We start from the raw sequence: 16,026 nt of genomic DNA on the forward strand, positions 1-16,026 counted from the left end.
ACCGAGTTGGCATGCAGTGTGCGTCGCGTCGTGCTGATGGTTTCAATCCAGCACACTTGGGCATCATGAATATTCGCGCGCTTCTCGCAAACTCTCCTCGCCTTGCCGACATTCTCTCCCCGCAACGGAACAGCTTCGGCGTCCTGCGCTTCGCCATGGCGACGCTGGTACTTGTGTCGCACAGCTATCTCTATTCTGCCGGTACGTCGGCCGCCGAACCGCTGCAACCGTGGTTAGGAAGGTCGCTCGGAGAGTGCGCGGTACGTGTGTTCTTCATTTTGAGCGGCGTGATGGTGGCGCAAAGCTTCGACCGTAGCCGAGGCATCGTCGACTTTACCGTTGCGCGTGCGCTCAGAATTTTCCCGGCGCTCATCGTCTGTGTGCTGGCCGTCGCATTCGTGGTCGGTCCCTTCGTTTCGGCTCTGCCGGCGAGCGAGTATTTCAGGAGCCCGGAACTCTACAGCTACGCTGCTAAAACGCTGATGCTCGCAACCGGCTCGGCGCCGTTGCCGGGCGTGTTCGAGACGAACGCGTATGCGACCTACGTCAACTCGTCTTTGTGGACGCTGAAGTATGAGGTCGCCTGCTATCTTGGGCTTGGCATACTGGGCGCTGCCGGGCTGTTCGATCAAAAGCTGCGATGGTTCGCTGTGGCTGGCCTTGCGGTCGTCGTGGCGACGGTTTCGCTTTCTTTGCCTGCCAATCCCGACGATTACGGATTTACCCAAAATCTTCGCTACTTCATCGTCTACTTCTACGGCGGCGTGCTGGCTTATCTGCTGCGCAGTTATCTCGTGGTGGCCGGTGTCGCGCTGCTGCCGCTGTTTCTGATTTTCGTCGCCTCCGTCCGGACGCCATTCGCGGAAGTCGGCGCCATGCTCTTTCTCGGCTACGGCGCACTTTGGGCCGGGACGAAAATGTGGGGCCCTCTACGTGGTCTCTGTAATCGCACCGATGCTTCGTTCGGCATCTACATCTTTGCCGGCCCCGTTCAGCAGACGCTTCTCTGGCTCTTTCCGTCGATATCGCCCGTCGTGCTGACGTTGGCAGCTTTCGCAATCGTACTGCCGATGGCGATTGCGTCGTGGAGGATCGTCGAGAAGCCGTCGCTTCGCCTGCGCCCGGTCGTCACGAACTCGCTGACAATGCGCAGGCGCTCAGTGCCGGTGTCCGGCTGATCCTGCTCCGTTCACCAATATCGGGATCGACACGGTCAAGCGACTTGTCTCCGCGTGTAGGTCCGTGCTTTGATTAAAAAAGTATTAACGGGCGTCGGGGGCGAGGATGTTGCGCCGCTATCTGATCGTGAACGGCATCATGACGGCTCTGCTCTACGGCGCGGTGTGGGCCTTCGCTCCGTCAGTTCCGCGCCTCATTCAGTCAGCGGAATCGACATTCAAGGCGTTCGCAATGGACAGCCCGATGCTGCGGCCGGTCGTCTATCGCATCATCAACGGTCATTGAGTTCTTCGGTTCTCAATCGCGCGGCGCCGCCGCCCGCGCCAGCCGGTCGTTGATTGCTTCCCCAAGGCCGTAGGATGGAACAGGTGTGACCGCGATCGTCTCGGCACCGCTTGCATCGAGCTTACGGAGCGCTGCGAACAGATTCGCCGCCGCTTCGATCAGGTCGCCTGACGGACTGAGATTGATGGTCGCCTGCGACGGGCACTCTGCAATCGATCCGAACCCGAGCACGGCTTCGTGCGGCTCCCAGGCTTTCGCGTTGAGCCTCAGTTTGCTTTTTGGCGCGTAGTGGCTTTGCAACTGGCCGGGAGATGTCAGACGCTCGCCCGCCTCGCTGATACGCACGATCTTTTCGCCAAGAATGTCTTCGATCGCTTCCGACGGTACCGTGCCGGGCCGAAGCAGGACAGGTGCCGCACCGACGAGACTGAGGACCGTCGATTCCAGGCCGCGCGGTGTTGGTCCGGCATCGAGAATGACGGCGGCGCTCTCACCCAAATCCGCGGCGACGTGCTCGGCGCATGTTGCGCTGATGTGGCCCGAGCGGTTGGCGGACGGTGCGGCGATCGGGCGTTGCGCAGCTTTGAGCAATTGCCGTGCAACGGGGTGATCGGGAGACCTGAGGGCGACCGTCGGCAGTCCTGCTGATACAAGCTCACTGACTTCCGTCGTTTCAAGGCGCGGCACGACGAGCGTCAAAGGGCCGGGCCAGAAGGTCTCGGTCAGCCGGCGGGCCATTGGAGAAAACGAACCGATGATGACGGCCTGTTCGAGTCCCAGAACGTGGACGATCAGCGGGTTGAACGAGGGTCGGCCCTTGGCGGCAAAGACGCGCGCCACGGCTTCGCCATTGGTTGCATCGGCGCCGAGGCCATAGACCGTTTCCGTCGGAAATGCCACGAGCGCACCGGAGCGGATCAGATGGCCCGCTTCTTCGATCCATTCGGCGTTCGCAGGCACAATCCTGCCTTGCATTCGTCAATCACCTGGTTTGCTACGGCTTCTCATCAAGCATAGTGTTCGGTCAATGCGCAGCGGCTCCGAGACATCCATGACTTATCAGGCTCCAGTAGACGACATTGTTTTTGCCCTCAAGACGGCCGCGGGTCTCGATGATCTTCTTCAACGCGGACTCTACGTGGGGCTCGACGCCGACACGATCGGAGCGGTCATTGAAGAAGCCGGAAAGTTCGGCGCCGAGGTGTTAGCACCTCTCAATGCATCGGGCGACAAGGTGGGATCGAAATTTACCGACAGCGCTGTGACGACCCCGCCGGGCTTCCGTGACGCATACCGGCAATTCGCGGAGGGCGGCTGGAGTTCGTTGCCATGCGCCGAGACATTCGGCGGGCAAGGGTTGCCGCAGATCGTCTCGGCGGCTGTCGGAGAAATTTGGAATGCGTCGAATGTTTCGTTCGGGCTCTGTCCGCTGCTGACGCAGGGCGCAATCCACGCCATCGAGGCGGGCAGCAGCGACGCCATCAAGGCCAAGTATCTGCCGAAGATGGTCGCGGGCACATGGACCGGCACGATGAATTTGACAGAGCCACATGCGGGTTCGGATCTCGGTCCGTTGTCGACGCGCGCCGAACCGCAGAGTGATGGAACGTACCGTATTACGGGCACGAAGATTTTCATCACCTACGGCGAGCACGACATGGCGGAGAACATCATCCACCTCGTGCTCGCGCGCTTGCCGAATGCGCCTGCGGGCACACGCGGCATTTCTCTGTTCCTCGTGCCCAAGTTTCTCGTCCACGACGACGGATCGCTGGGCGGACGCAATGACGTCGTCTGTGCCGGAATCGAGCACAAGCTTGGAATCATGGCGAGCCCGACGTGCGTAATGAAGTTCGGCGAGAAGGGCGGTGCGACCGGCTATCTGATCGGAGAAGAAAACCGTGGTCTCGCGACCATGTTCGTGATGATGAACGCGGCGCGGCTCGGGGTTGGGCTGCAGGGCGTTGGGGTCGCGGAACGGGCGACGCAGCAGGCGATCGCGTATGCGAGAGAGCGTCGCCAGGGCAAAAGTTTTACTCATAATGGATCGGGGGCCAGTCCGATCATCGAGCACGCGGACGTCCGCCGCATGCTGCTGACGATGAAAGCGATGACGCAGGCGGCGCGCATGATCTGCTTCGCGACAGCGCGCGAGCTCGATATTGCGCATCTGTCGAACGTTGATGCCGAGCGGAAGGCGGCGCTCGATAAAGCGGCGCTGCTGACGCCCCTCGCCAAGGCATTTTCGACCGACATCGCCAACGAGGTCGCTTCGCTCGGCATCCAGGTGCACGGCGGCATGGGCTTCATCGAAGAGACCGGCGCCGCGCAGTACCTTCGCGATGCACGCATTCTGCCGATCTACGAAGGCACCAACGGCATCCAGGCCATCGACCTCGTAACACGCAAGCTGCCGCTTCAGGGCGGAGCGGTTGTGGCATCTTATTTGGCTGAACTCGCCGATGTCATCGCCAGCGTCCGGGTTTCGAACCGTCCCGAGTTTGGGAGCATGGCGCAGAGGCTGACGGAAGCTTTGACCGGACTTCAGTGCGCAACACTGTGGATGGGGTTGAATCTCAAAAGCAAACCCGAGGCGGCTCATGCGTCGGCAACGCCGTACCTTCGCTTGATGAGCCTGACGGCAGGTGGAACATATTTGGCGAAGGGTGCGCTTTCAGAGGACGCTGCGTCGCCGCGCGTTGCCGTTGCACGGTTCTTCGCGGAAAATCTTCTGACCGAAGCCGCGGGGCTTGCCGAGTCGGTGCAGAACGGCGCGGATTCGGTTCTCATCGATGCGCACGGCGCGCTTTTCGCATGACGGCCGATGTAGAAATTTCAGCCGGCGATGGCGTGCAGGTTTTGCGCTTGACGCGGCCTGCAAAGAAGAACGCGTTAACCAGCGCGATGTACGGAGAATTGTGCGAGGCATTCGACAGGGGAGACAATGATCGTGAGATCGCAGCCCATGTGATCATCGGCGCCGGCGGGGCTTTTACCGCTGGGAACGACCTCGGCGATTTTCTCGCAACGGCGCAAGGAACCGGTGATCTCAGCGCCAACGTGCGTCGCTTCGTTTACACGCTGCCTATGATCCGGAAACCATTGATTGCGGCGGTCGACGGCGTTGCGATCGGTGTCGGCACGACGATGCTCTTTCATTGCGATCTGGTTTACGCAACGCCCGCTTCAACATTCGCAACGCCATTTCTGAATCTCGGGCTAATTCCGGAAGCCGGGTCGAGTCTTCTGATGCCGCGCCGAATGGGTTACGCGCGCGCTTTTGAAATGCTGGCGCTGGGTGAAACGTTCTCGGCTGAGCAGGCAATGCAGGCTGGGTTTGTAAACAAGGTCGTTGCGTCCGCGAACCTTGAAGAGACGGCGCTGGATGCTGCCCGGCGGCTCGCGAGCAAGCCTCCGGAGGCGTTGGCCATGACGCGGAATTTAATGCGCGGCAGCCCCGTCGAAATTTTGCAGCATATCGACAAGGAGGTCATCGCATTCCGCGAGCGATTAGCCTCACCGGAAGCGATCGAGGCATTTACAGCTTTTTTTGAAAAGCGACCCCCCAAATTCTTATAAACTTGCGCAGCGTGCTCTTACGCCGGAGTTTGTGGCAAGGTAGCATGGGCTCGTCGCTTGCGCTCAAATACAGAGAGAAAAATAATGGCGTCGCTCAAGGGCAAGACCCTGTTCGTTACCGGCGCCAGCCGCGGAATTGGATTGGCGATCGCAAAGCGTGCGGCGCGCGACGGCGCGAACGTCGTAATTGCGGCGAAGACCTCCGAACCCAATCCGAAGCTCGAAGGCACGATTCATTCGGCTGCGAAGGAGGTGGAGGATGCCGGCGGCTCTGCGCTTGCCATCCTCTGCGATATTCGCCATGAGGACGCAGTGCAACGTGCCGTCGACCAGACCGTCGCGACATTCGGCGGCATCGATATCTGCGTCAACAACGCCAGCGCAATCTCTCTGACGCCGATCGAGCAGACGGACATCAAGCGCTTCGACCTGATGTTCGCCGTCAACACGCGTGGAACGTTTCTCGTCTCGAAGGCGTGTCTGCCGCACCTTAGGAAAGCTCAGAATCCGCACATTCTGACCCTGTCGCCGCCGCTCGACATGAAACCTCAGTGGTTCTCGGGACATGTCGCCTATTCGATTGCGAAATATGGCATGAGCCTCTGCGTGCTCGGTCTTGCCGACGAGCTGAAAAAGGACGGCATCGCCGTCAACGCGCTCTGGCCGCGCACTGCAATCGCGACAGCGGCTGTTCAGAACATTCTGGGAGGCGACAAGCTGATGCGGATGAGCCGTTCGCCCGAGATCGTCGCCGACGCCGCGCATCTTGTTTTTCAGCAAGTGGCGAAGTCCTTCAGCGGTAACTTTCTGATCGACGATACATTTCTTCATTCCGTCGGCGGCGTCACAGATTTCGAGAAATATCGCGTTGATCCATCGATGCTTCTGGCGCCTGACTTTTTTGTGCCTGCCGAAAGCAAGCCGCCACCGGGGGTCAAGATTGCGCGTCTTTCGGAGTTGGGCTGATTGAGAACCAAAAATAATCGGAAAATCCGGCGCGCGCGATGACGACTCTCCTCATCACACATCCAGCGTTCCTCCAGCACGACACGGGAGAGGGACATCCCGAACGTCCAGACCGGATGCGGGCGATCGACAAGGTCTTGCAGGACGCCCGTTTTTCCGAACTGAGGCGCCGCGAGGCTCCGCTGCGTGCAGACGATACGGACTACATTGCACTGGCGCATCGGAAAGATTACGTGCAAGCGCTCAGCCGGCTGAGTGAACAGATCACGGAGGGATACCGGCATATCGACGGCGACACGGTCGTCTCGCCGGGAACCTGGGAAGCAGCGCGGCGGGCCGTCGGCGCGGGTCTCGATGCCGTCGACCAGGTGGTTCGTGGAGATGCGTCGAACGCCTTCTGTCAGGTGCGTCCACCCGGACACCATGCCGAGACCAATCATGCAATGGGTTTCTGTCTTTTCAATAACATCGCGATCGCCGCGCATTACGCCCGCGCGAAGCACGGGCTCGAACGGGTTGCCGTCGTCGATTTTGACGTGCATCACGGCAACGGTACGCAGGAAATTTTCTGGTCCGATAAAAATCTGTTCTATGGATCGACGCACCAGATGCCGCTATTCCCCGGCACGGGTGCATTGCAGGAAACGGGCGTCGGTAATATCTTCAATGCGCCGCTCAGGGCCGGTGACGGGCGCGAGCATTTCGAGGAAGCTTTTCGCGATCGCATTCTCGGGCCGCTTCACAACTTTGCGCCGGACATGGTTCTGATCTCGGCGGGATTCGATGCGCACCGTCGCGATCCGCTCGGCGGGCTTGAGCTTGTCGAGGATGATTTTCGATGGGCGACCGAGGCCGTGGCAGAGGTTGCGCGCCGCCATGCGAACGGACGAATCGTATCGATGCTTGAAGGCGGATATGATCTCAAAGGTCTCGCGCAATCGGTCGCAGCGCACGTCTCGACGTTGATGCAGGCGGGCGCCTGAGTAAAAGACGCTATTGCCAATACGATAAAGCCGCAGGGCAGGATTTATGAGCGCACCAAAAGCACCGGTGAAAACGTTGGATGATATCAAGGATATGACGTTCGAGCGGGCCCTCAAGGAACTCGAAGCCATTGTCGGCCGGCTCGAGCGCGGCGACGTCGACCTTGAGGAAAGCATTGCGATTTACGAGCGTGGCGAGGCGCTTCGCGATCATTGCGACCGGCTGCTGAAGGCGGCGGAGGCCAAAGTCGAAAAATTGACGCTTGGGGCCGATGGGACGCCGAAGGGAACCACCCCGCTCGATAAGGACAACGGCTCACCGTTTTAACCGCCTCGCAGTGAAGCGCAGCTTGGTGCGAAGAATTTTATAGCTTCACTGCGGCAAGCTCACGCACTATTCATCTGTTGGCTGTCCCCGGTTGGGGAGCACAGCGATACGCGCTATGAACGGCGGAGCGTCCGCCTTTCTCCACTTTGGATCGTGGTGATCCGCAGGTTCCCCGTCACACCAGGATTCTTTCCGTGAGCAAGACACCGTTACTCGATCGCATCGGAACGCCTCATGAGCTTCGTCAGCTTTCGGAAGATCAGCTTCCGCAGGTGGCGGATGAATTGCGCGCGGAAATGATCGATGCAGTTTCGGTCACGGGTGGTCACTTGGGCGCGGGGCTTGGCGTCATCGAGCTGACGGTCGCGCTGCACTGGGTTTTCAATACGCCTGAAGACCGCCTGATCTGGGATGTCGGACATCAGGCGTATCCGCACAAGATCCTGACGGGGCGGCGGGATCGTATTCGGACGCTGCGGCAACCGGGCGGCCTGTCGGGCTTCACGAAGCGCGACGAAAGTCCCTACGATCCGTTCGGAGCGGCGCATTCCTCGACGTCGATTTCGGCGGCGCTCGGGATGGCCGTGGCGCGCGACCTCAACGGCGGCAAGAACAGCGTCATTGCGGTGATCGGCGACGGCGCGATGAGCGCCGGCATGGCCTACGAAGCGCTGAACAACGCCGGCGCACGCGACGAACGGTTGATCGTCATCCTGAACGACAACGATATGTCGATTGCACCGCCGACGGGTGCGCTCTCGGCGTATCTGGCGCGCGTCACGTCGAGCGGCACATATCTGCACCTTCGCGACTATGCCAAGCAGCTCGCGAAAATGCTGCCGAAGCAATGGGAGCGGCGCGCTGCCCGCGTCGAGGAATATACGCGGCACATCTGGCAGGGGGGCACCTGGTTCGAGGAGCTTGGCTTCTACTATGTCGGTCCGATCGACGGACACGATTTCAATCAGCTTCTCCCGGTTCTGAAAAACGTCCGCGACGCCGAGCAGGCCCCCATTCTCGTTCATGTCGTGACGAAGAAAGGCAAGGGCTATGCCCCGGCCGAAGCCGCCGACGACAAGTATCATGGCGTCAACAAATTCAATGTCATCACAGGTGCGCAGGTCAAGCCGAAGCCCAACGCACCGAGCTATACGAAGGTTTTTGCCGATAGCCTGATTGACGAGGCGCGGAAAGACAAGCGCATCGTGGCGATTACGGCCGCCATGCCATCCGGCACGGGCCTCGATCATTTCGGCAAAGAGTTTCCTGACCGCACGTTCGATGTCGGCATCGCAGAGCAGCACGCGGTGACCTTTGCTGCTGGATTGGCGGCGGAAGGCTATAAGCCCTTCGCGGCGATCTATTCGACATTCCTGCAGCGCGCCTACGATCAGGTCGTACACGACGTTGCGATTCAGAAGCTACCAGTGCGATTTGCTCTCGATCGTGCCGGACTCGTCGGCGCCGATGGCGCGACGCACGCCGGCTCGTTCGACATTGCCTATCTCGGATGCCTGCCGGATTTCGTTATCATGGCGGCGTCGGACGAAGCCGAGCTCGTTCACATGGTCGCGACGCAAGTCCAGATCGACGATCGGCCGAGCGCGTTGCGCTATCCGCGCGGCGAAGGTATCGGCGTGGACATGCCTGAATTCGGCGTGCCGCTTGAGATCGGAAAGGGTCGCATCGTTCGCGAGGGGTCCAAGATCGCTCTGCTGTCTCTCGGTACGCGGCTTGCGGAATGCCTGAAGGCTGCCGATCAGCTTCAGACCTTCGGGTTATCGACGACCGTCGCCGACGCACGCTTTGCGAAGCCGCTGGACGGGCGGCTCATTCGCGACCTGGCCTTGAACCACGAGGTTCTCGTTACGGTCGAAGAAGGATCGGTTGGTGGCTTTGGCAGTCATGTTCTGCAATTCCTTTCGAATGAGGGGCTGCTCGACCGGGGCCTGCGCGTCCGCGCGAAGGTTCTGCCCGACGTTTTCATCGATCAGGGAAAGCCCGAGGCAATGTACGAAGAAGCAGGGTTGAATGCCTCCGGCATCGTGCAGACGGTCTTTGCCGCACTCGGACGAGCCGACGTTATCGGAGAGCGCGCATAAATCTCTCCGATCGCAGGAAGCGATGGGACGAGGAAGCCCGGCTCAAGCCGGGCTCCGCTGCGAGTTTACTGTACGGTAACGGTGACGACCGGAGACTCCACGGGCGGATCGGTCGGGACGTGGTTTTTATCGCCGAGCAGAAGCTGCAGCGTATGCTTGCCGGGCGTCAACTCGACGGTCGCTTCCGTCTGCCCTTTGCCATAATGGACGTGATGCTCGTCCTTGGGAATAGTGGAATTCAAATCCGGAACCGGGGTGTCGATGAGCAGATGATGATGTCCGCTGTTCGCCTTGTCGGTGCCGGCCGGGATGATCTCGATGCCCTCGGCGCCGAACTTCACGGTGACCGGGCTTGTAACGGTCGCGCCATCCGCCGGTTCGATGATGAATACCTTGGCTCCAGCCGGTGCCGGCGTCCGTTCGCCATCTGCTAATGCAACAACAGGAAACGCTAACGCAAAGATTGCAGCGGCGATTGCGGTTCTCATGAATTCCCTCCAATTTGCACCACCCAATTCGCAAGAAATGGGACGTGAAGCGACTATATTCAATGATGACGAACCGGCAAACGCCATGCGCCTTGATTTGGCACTCGTAGCGCGCGGATTGGCGCCGTCGCGAGCGCGCGCCCAGGACCTGATCAGGCGCGGTTTCGTGCGGGTTGCGGGAAAGTCGTACAACAAGCCCGCATTCGAGGTCGCTCCATCGCAGGTTGTCGAACTCTCTGCGGAAGCTCCGGCATACGTTTCGCGCGGAGCGGAAAAGCTTGCCGCGGCTCTCGACCGTTTCGGATTTGATCCGGCGGGTGTCGTGGTGCTCGATGTCGGGGCGTCGACGGGCGGCTTTACCGAAGTCTTGCTCGAGCGGGGCGCGGCATGCGTTTTCGCGGTCGATGTCGGCAGTTCGCAATTGCATGAAAAGTTGAAAGCTGATCCGCGCGTGGTGTCGCTCGAGAATTGCGATGCGCGCGAGTTGTCGCGAGCACAGGTTCCGGTGCTTACCGGCGCGATTGTCATCGATGTCAGCTTCATCTCGGTGACGAAAGTTCTGGAAAATATTTTGCCGCTCGCATCGGACAGCGCGTGGCTCGTCGTGCTGGTCAAGCCGCAGTTCGAGGTTGGGCGCAAGCGGGTCGGCAGCGGCGGTATCGTTCGCGACGAAGCGGCGCGTCGCGGTGCGGTCGACGCGGTTCGGGAGCGGCTACTGAATCAACCGGGCTGGCGCATCATTGACGAAATGGAATCTCCGATCTTGGGTGGTTCGGGCAATGTCGAATATCTGATCGGAGCGCGGCACGATGTCGGATGAACGCGAGCTTCTGATCACGCGTGTCGGGGCGCAGGGCGACGGTTTTGCGGAGAGCGAAGGCGCGCCTGTTTTCGTACCGTTCGCGCTTGCTGGCGAACGTGTGATCGCAGATGTCGATGGCGAGCGCGGGCGATTGCTCCGCGTCCTGCAGCCGAGTGCGGAACGCATCGCTCCGATCTGCCGGCATTTCGGGACGTGCGGAGGCTGCGCCGTTCAGCACATGTCGTCGGACGCCTATCGGGCGTGGAAACGCGGTCTTGTCGCTTCGGCGTTTGCGGCGCGCGGGCTTGATGTCGATGTCGACGAATTGGTCGAGCCCGGTGGAAAGCGCCGGCGCGCCGTGTTCTCTATCGAGCGTGATGATCGAGGCGTGGTAATCGGGTTTCATGAGGCCCAGTCGCATGTGCTGGTGGCGATCGATGAGTGCCCCGTTCTCGAACCGAAGATCGTTGCAGCGCTTCCGGCGCTCAACGCGCTTGTTGCGCCGTTGATTTCAAAGCGCGGTGCGCGCCTGACGGTGACGTTGACCAATTCGGGCCTCGATGTGCTGCTCGACGGCATCGAGCGTCGATTGACTCCCGATATCCGTAGCCGGCTGGCTTCTGGAGCAAGCACGCTGCAACTGGCGCGGCTCGCCGTTGGCAACGATGTCGTCGTCGAGACTTTGCCGCCGTTTCTTTCATTCGCCACGGCCGACGTCGTCCTGCCGCCAGGATGTTTCGTGCAGGCCGTTGCAGAAGCAGAAATTGAGATGGCGCGGCGCATTCTGACAGCCGTCGGCAAGGTCAAGACGGTTGCGGATTTGTTTTGCGGCATTGGCGCTTTCACGCTTCCGCTCGCCGCACGCGCGAAAGTTCTGGCATTCGACGGCAATCAGCTGGCCATCGAGGCGCTTAGGGCAGCTGCGAAAAAAGCCACCGGCTTGAAGCCGATCACCGCACGCGTGCGCGATCTCTTTCGCGAGCCGTTGTCGCCGTTGGAACTCAATGAGCATGACGCGGTGGTTTTCGATCCGCCGCGCGCCGGGGCCGAAGCTCAAGCGCAGCGGCTTGCGAGGTCGAAGGTCAAAACCGTCGTCGCCGTCTCCTGCAATCCGGCGACGCTGGCTCGCGACGCACGGCAGCTGGTTGACGGCGGGTATAAAATCGAATTCGTGACCCCGGTGGATCAGTTCGTCTACTCAGCGCACGTCGAAGTGGTTGCCGTCTTCCGGCGCTAGAGCCTTTCCGCTTTTCGCTGAATCGCGGAAAGTCTCTAGCTCTTTGTTTTGTCGTGCTTCTTATCGGAAAACCGGTTCCCACTTTTCCGGAAGCACTCTAGGCGCCTGTCTGACCGCGATGGCGCAGGAAGTGGTCGACAAGCACGATCGCCATCATGGCTTCGCCGACCGGAACGGCGCGGATGCCGACGCAGGGATCGTGACGGCCTTTCGTTGTGATTTCCGTCTCATGACCATGAGTATCGATCGTCTTACGCGGTGCGAGGATCGACGATGTCGGCTTGACGGCGAAACGGCAGACGATGGGCTGTCCGGTCGAGATGCCGCCGAGGATGCCGCCGGCATTGTTCGACAGGAAAACGGGCTTGCCGTCGTTTCCGATACGAATTTCGTCGGCGTTCTGCTCACCGGTTAGTTCTGCTGCGGCCATGCCTGCGCCGATCTCGACGCCTTTGACGGCATTGATCGACATCATAGCGCCGGCGAGATCCTGATCGAGCTTGCCATAGAGGGGCGCGCCCCAGCCTGCCGGCACGCCTTCGGCGATCACTTCGACAACGGCGCCGATGGACGAGCCGTCTTTGCGGATCTTGTCGAGGTAATCGGCCCAGAGTTCCGCGGCCTTCTTGTCGGGCGAAAAGAACGGATTGCCTGCGATGTCGTCCCAGTTCCAATTGCCGCGGTCGATCTTGTGCGGTCCGATCTGCACGAGCGCGCCGCGAATTTTGACGTCACCAAGGACTTTGCGGGCGATGGCTCCTGCCGCGACGCGGGATGCTGTCTCGCGCGCCGAAGAACGGCCGCCGCCACGATAATCGCGGATGCCGTATTTCGCGTCGTATGTGAAATCGGCATGCCCCGGACGGTATTTGTCTTTGATATCGCCGTAGTCCTTCGAGCGCTGATCGGTATTCTGGATTTCGAGTGCGATTGGCGTGCCGGTAGTGACCTGTTTGCCGGAAGCATTGTTGAAGACGCCTGACAGAATTTTGACCGCGTCGGCTTCCTGGCGCTGGGTCGTGAAACGCGATTGGCCCGGCCGTCTGCGGTCGAGATGGACCTGAATGTCGCTTTCGTCGAGCGGAATGCCGGGAGGGCAGCCATCGACGATCGCGCCGATCGCGGGGCCGTGGCTTTCGCCCCACGTGGTTACGCGAAACAGATGGCCGAAGGTATTGTGAGACATTGCCTGATCATACGCCCGAATGTGAGCCCGGCGCGCATCGCTTTCGATGGCTCTGCAACGATTGTGTTGCCGGGTTGCGTCACAGCTCTTCTTAGGAGCGACGAGGTGAGGCAGCAAGCCCGCATCGCCGGTAAAGCGCGTGACAAGTCTCCGCGACGCAGATTAACTCAGCCGCAGTGTGCGTTCGTCAATGGTTCCGCCACGCTTGTGAAACATGACGATAACGTTCGTACCTTGTATCCGCATTTTACCTGCAACTCGGCCGAGCACGTGATTGCTGCCTGAACGCAGCCCGCGTCGTATCGATGAACCGCACGTTCCGGGACAAGCATGCGGAATTAAGTCCTTTTCGCAGGAAGAGGGCGGCACTCCAGTCGTGCGTTTAAAAGACCGTTCCTCCCGGATTTGAGCGTCCGCGGTCGAAGGGTCTTTCATCATGCGTCCGTCATTGGACGACGAAGAGCCGGAGAGCCGCTTCTCCGGCTCTTTTTGCATTCAGGCTTCAGCCTAGAGCCAGTCCATCGCGCCATCGCGCAGGAGCAGGATTTTATCCTGAGGCGCGTCAAGGAACGGCACGAGGTCGGCATCGATTCCGAGGAGGGCACCGCGGGCAACGCGGCTGACACCGCCGTGCGTGACGGCGACCGTATCGCGTTCGAGTCGATCGAGCCACGCTGCGATGCGCTGTTGAAGATCGCAGTAGCTTTCGCCGCCGATCGGCTGCCAGCCGAAGGGATCGGAGGCTTTGCCCGCGACCCCTACGGGATCTTTCTCAGAAAGTTCGGAAGCGAGTTCGCCTTCCCAGTGGCCGTAGCTCAGCTCCCGGATGGCAGGGTCGGTACGATAGCCATCGACTTTCAGGCCGAGCGCCGCACGGATGAGCTGCATCGTCTCAATGGCACGTTCGAGCGGGCTTGAAACAAAATCGGTCGCCGCGAGGCCGGGCATCCGCGTTTTCAGAACTTCGCCCTGGCGCCGGGCTTGTGCGCGGCCCGTGTCGTTCAAGGGAATGTCGCGCTGGCCCTGGTAGCGAGAATCCCTGTTCCAGTCGGTTTGACCGTGGCGGATGAGATAGAGCGTCAAACCGGGTTTTAAACGTGCTGTCGCGGCGCGCCCGCTCAAGTGTCCTCGCTCTTCACGACCGTGATGTCGGGAGCGTCCTCGTTCTTCATGCCTTGGATGTGATAACCGCTGTCGACATGGTGGACTTCGCCCGTCACGCCGCGTGACATATCGGACAGGAGATAGAGTCCTGCGCCTCCCACGTCCTCGATAGAGACGTTGCGGCGAAGCGCCGAGTTATATTCGTTCCATCGCAGGATGTAGCGGAAGTCGGCAATGCCGGCTGCGGCGAGCGTCTTGATCGGGCCGGCGGAAATTGCGTTGACGCGAATTCCAGTGCGTCCGAGGTCGGCCGCGAGATAGCGCACACTCGCTTCGAGAGCCGCCTTGGCGACACCCATGACATTATAGTGCGGCATCACCTTTTCGGCGCCGTAATAGGTGAGCGTCAGCAGCGAGCCGCCATCCGGCATCAGCTTCTCAGCGCGCTGGGCGAGCGCCGTGAAGGAGAAGCACGAGATCAACATGCTCTGGGTGAAGTTTTTCTCGGTCGTGTCGACGTAGCGGCCATCGAGTTCGTTCTTGTCGGAGAAGGCGATGGCGTGCACCAGGAAGTCGAGGCGGCCCCATTCCTGCTTCAGCGTCTCGAAGACGGCATCGATCGAGGGCGCGTCGGTGACGTCGCATGGCAGCACCAACTTCGTACCGAGGTCTGCCGCGAGAGGCTCAACCCGCTTTTTCAGCGCGTCGCCCTGATACGTCAGTGCGATTTCGGCGCCTTGCGAGGCGCAAGCCTTGGCGATGCCCCAGGCAATCGACCGATTGTTGGCGACGCCCATAATCAAACCGCGTTTTCCGGCCATCAATTGGCCCGCGGCTGCGGACGTGTTCGCCTGTGACCCCGCCATGGGTTCAAATTCCTTGAATAATTTCTGATGGGTGTGGGCTGGCGCGCATCCTACACAAATGCGTTTGCCGGTCCAGATGCCGGGGAGGCTCACATGCGCGGCGATTGGCCCGGGTCTGGGAATGCCTGAAGCGCTCCCGCTACACGGGATAAGTCATGGAAGTAGCAAATATTTTTCAATGGGCCGGAACCTGGACCTCCTTGCCGGAAAGCTTCGGACGGTCCGAACCGGCGATTCGACCATCGTCGATCGTAATAATGCGGTCGGCATATTGCAGCGTCCGGTGATCGTGGGTGACGGCGAGGACGGCGCGCCGCGTGTCCTGTGCAACCTTTGCCAGCAGCTCCATGACCGCCATGCCGTTCTTCGCGTCAAGCGCCGCCGTCGGCTCGTCGGCCAGGATGACGGACGGCGATCCGGCAAGCGCACGAGCAATCGAGACTCGCTGCTTCTCGCCGCCCGACATTTTCGACGGCATGGCGTTGATGCGATGACCGAGGCCGACGGCTTCGAGCGCTTCGGCGGCCTGATCGTAGGCATCGGGGCCGTTGAGGTCTCGGAGATCCAGCGCCAGCATCACGTTCTCGACCGCTGTCAGCGTCGGCACCAGGTTGTACGACTGGAACACGAAGCCGACGTGCTTGCGCCTCAGGTTGGCGAGTTCTTCCGTATTCATATTATGTGTTTTGAATCCTGACAGTGTCAGCTTGCCTTCCGTCGGCGACAGGATGCAGCCGAGGATCGACAGCAGCGTCGTCTTGCCGGAGCCCGACGGCCCCATCAGCAGGGTGAGTTCGCCGGTGTGGAGCTGCAGATCGATGCCCTTCAGAACCTTGACCTCGTTGGGGGCTGCGCCGAGCACCTTCACGATGCCCTCGGCTTCGAGGATGACCTTGCTGTTCATTGGCGTGGACATTGTTG

16 protein-coding genes are annotated in these 16,026 nt (G+C 60.5%); 10 read left to right on the top strand and 6 right to left on the bottom strand.

Features of this window, described 5'->3' with window-relative positions; genetic code table 11:
- Positions 1 to 65: 65 nt before the first annotated feature.
- Together HYPDE_RS05640 and HYPDE_RS05645 are read left to right on the top strand one after the other, a co-directional pair.
- Complete coding sequence (locus HYPDE_RS05640; RefSeq protein ID WP_041320919.1) at positions 66 to 1,178, top strand: acyltransferase family protein; 1,113 nt, start codon at positions 66 to 68, stop codon at positions 1,176 to 1,178.
- A gap of 106 nt (positions 1,179 to 1,284) precedes the next feature.
- A complete protein-coding gene (locus HYPDE_RS05645; RefSeq protein WP_015597436.1) occupies positions 1,285 to 1,464 on the top strand; it encodes a hypothetical protein in 180 nt (59 codons plus the stop codon).
- A gap of 12 nt (positions 1,465 to 1,476) precedes the next feature.
- Here HYPDE_RS05645 and HYPDE_RS05650 read toward each other — a convergent pair whose 3' ends face one another.
- Entirely contained in the window at positions 1,477 to 2,439 is a 963-nt protein-coding gene (locus HYPDE_RS05650) for an L-threonylcarbamoyladenylate synthase (protein ID WP_015597437.1), read from the bottom strand.
- A gap of 76 nt (positions 2,440 to 2,515) precedes the next feature.
- Here HYPDE_RS05650 and HYPDE_RS05655 point away from each other — a divergent pair, with 76 nt between their 5' ends.
- The 6 genes from HYPDE_RS05655 to dxs all read left to right on the top strand — a co-directional run bounded on the left by HYPDE_RS05655 (position 2,516) and on the right by dxs (position 9,422).
- Entirely contained in the window at positions 2,516 to 4,282 is a 1,767-nt protein-coding gene (locus tag HYPDE_RS05655) for an acyl-CoA dehydrogenase (protein WP_041320920.1), read from the top strand.
- On the top strand, positions 4,279 to 5,043 hold the full coding sequence (locus HYPDE_RS05660) for a crotonase/enoyl-CoA hydratase family protein (RefSeq protein ID WP_015597439.1): 765 nt from the start codon (positions 4,279 to 4,281) through the stop codon (positions 5,041 to 5,043). Before HYPDE_RS05655 ends, HYPDE_RS05660 begins: the two co-directional genes overlap by 4 nt.
- Before the next feature lie 84 nt (positions 5,044 to 5,127).
- On the top strand, positions 5,128 to 6,009 hold the full coding sequence (locus HYPDE_RS05665) for an SDR family oxidoreductase (protein WP_015597440.1): 882 nt from the start codon (positions 5,128 to 5,130) through the stop codon (positions 6,007 to 6,009).
- Positions 6,010 to 6,047: 38 nt separating this feature from the next.
- On the top strand, positions 6,048 to 6,992 hold the full coding sequence (locus HYPDE_RS05670) for a histone deacetylase family protein (RefSeq protein WP_015597441.1): 945 nt from the start codon (positions 6,048 to 6,050) through the stop codon (positions 6,990 to 6,992).
- Between the two features lie 46 nt (positions 6,993 to 7,038).
- Positions 7,039 to 7,320, top strand: a complete 282-nt coding sequence (locus tag HYPDE_RS05675) for an exodeoxyribonuclease VII small subunit (RefSeq protein ID WP_015597442.1) — start codon at positions 7,039 to 7,041, stop codon at positions 7,318 to 7,320.
- 194 nt (positions 7,321 to 7,514) lie between these two features.
- Positions 7,515 to 9,422 carry a 1-deoxy-D-xylulose-5-phosphate synthase gene (gene dxs / locus HYPDE_RS05680; RefSeq protein WP_041320046.1) on the top strand — a complete coding sequence of 636 codons (1,908 nt, stop codon included), beginning with the start codon at positions 7,515 to 7,517 and terminating at the stop codon, positions 9,420 to 9,422.
- 65 nt (positions 9,423 to 9,487) lie between these two features.
- Here the strand turns inward: dxs and HYPDE_RS05685 are convergent, their stop codons facing one another.
- Positions 9,488 to 9,910 carry a DUF4399 domain-containing protein gene (locus HYPDE_RS05685; protein ID WP_015597444.1) on the bottom strand — a complete coding sequence of 141 codons (423 nt, stop codon included), beginning with the start codon at positions 9,908 to 9,910 and terminating at the stop codon, positions 9,488 to 9,490.
- An 85-nt stretch (positions 9,911 to 9,995) separates the two neighbouring features.
- Here HYPDE_RS05685 and HYPDE_RS05690 point away from each other — a divergent pair, with 85 nt between their 5' ends.
- Together HYPDE_RS05690 and HYPDE_RS05695 are read left to right on the top strand one after the other, a co-directional pair.
- A complete protein-coding gene (locus HYPDE_RS05690; protein ID WP_041320922.1) occupies positions 9,996 to 10,730 on the top strand; it encodes a TlyA family RNA methyltransferase in 735 nt (244 codons plus the stop codon).
- On the top strand, positions 10,720 to 11,949 hold the full coding sequence (locus HYPDE_RS05695; protein ID WP_015597446.1) for a class I SAM-dependent RNA methyltransferase: 1,230 nt from the start codon (positions 10,720 to 10,722) through the stop codon (positions 11,947 to 11,949). Before HYPDE_RS05690 ends, HYPDE_RS05695 begins: the two co-directional genes overlap by 11 nt.
- Before the next feature lie 97 nt (positions 11,950 to 12,046).
- Here HYPDE_RS05695 and aroC read toward each other — a convergent pair whose 3' ends face one another.
- The 4 genes from aroC to HYPDE_RS05715 all read right to left on the bottom strand — a co-directional run bounded on the left by aroC (position 12,047) and on the right by HYPDE_RS05715 (position 16,021).
- Complete coding sequence (gene aroC, locus HYPDE_RS05700; RefSeq protein WP_015597447.1) at positions 12,047 to 13,135, bottom strand: chorismate synthase; 1,089 nt, start codon at positions 13,133 to 13,135, stop codon at positions 12,047 to 12,049.
- A 507-nt stretch (positions 13,136 to 13,642) separates the two neighbouring features.
- Positions 13,643 to 14,257, bottom strand: coding sequence for a histidine phosphatase family protein (locus HYPDE_RS05705; protein WP_015597449.1), 615 nt, complete (start codon positions 14,255 to 14,257; stop codon positions 13,643 to 13,645).
- Positions 14,254 to 15,105 carry an enoyl-ACP reductase FabI gene (fabI, locus tag HYPDE_RS05710; protein ID WP_041320048.1) on the bottom strand — a complete coding sequence of 284 codons (852 nt, stop codon included), beginning with the start codon at positions 15,103 to 15,105 and terminating at the stop codon, positions 14,254 to 14,256. The genes HYPDE_RS05705 and fabI overlap by 4 nt, the downstream gene beginning before the upstream one ends.
- 175 nt (positions 15,106 to 15,280) lie before the next feature.
- The gene (locus HYPDE_RS05715; protein ID WP_015597451.1) at positions 15,281 to 16,021 is read right to left on the bottom strand and encodes an ABC transporter ATP-binding protein; all 741 of its coding nucleotides are present in this window, start codon (positions 16,019 to 16,021) and stop codon (positions 15,281 to 15,283) included.
- Between the last annotated feature and the right edge of the window lie 5 nt (positions 16,022 to 16,026).

Source organism: Hyphomicrobium denitrificans 1NES1, assembly GCF_000230975.2.
GTDB lineage: Bacteria > Pseudomonadota > Alphaproteobacteria > Rhizobiales > Hyphomicrobiaceae > Hyphomicrobium_B > Hyphomicrobium_B denitrificans_A.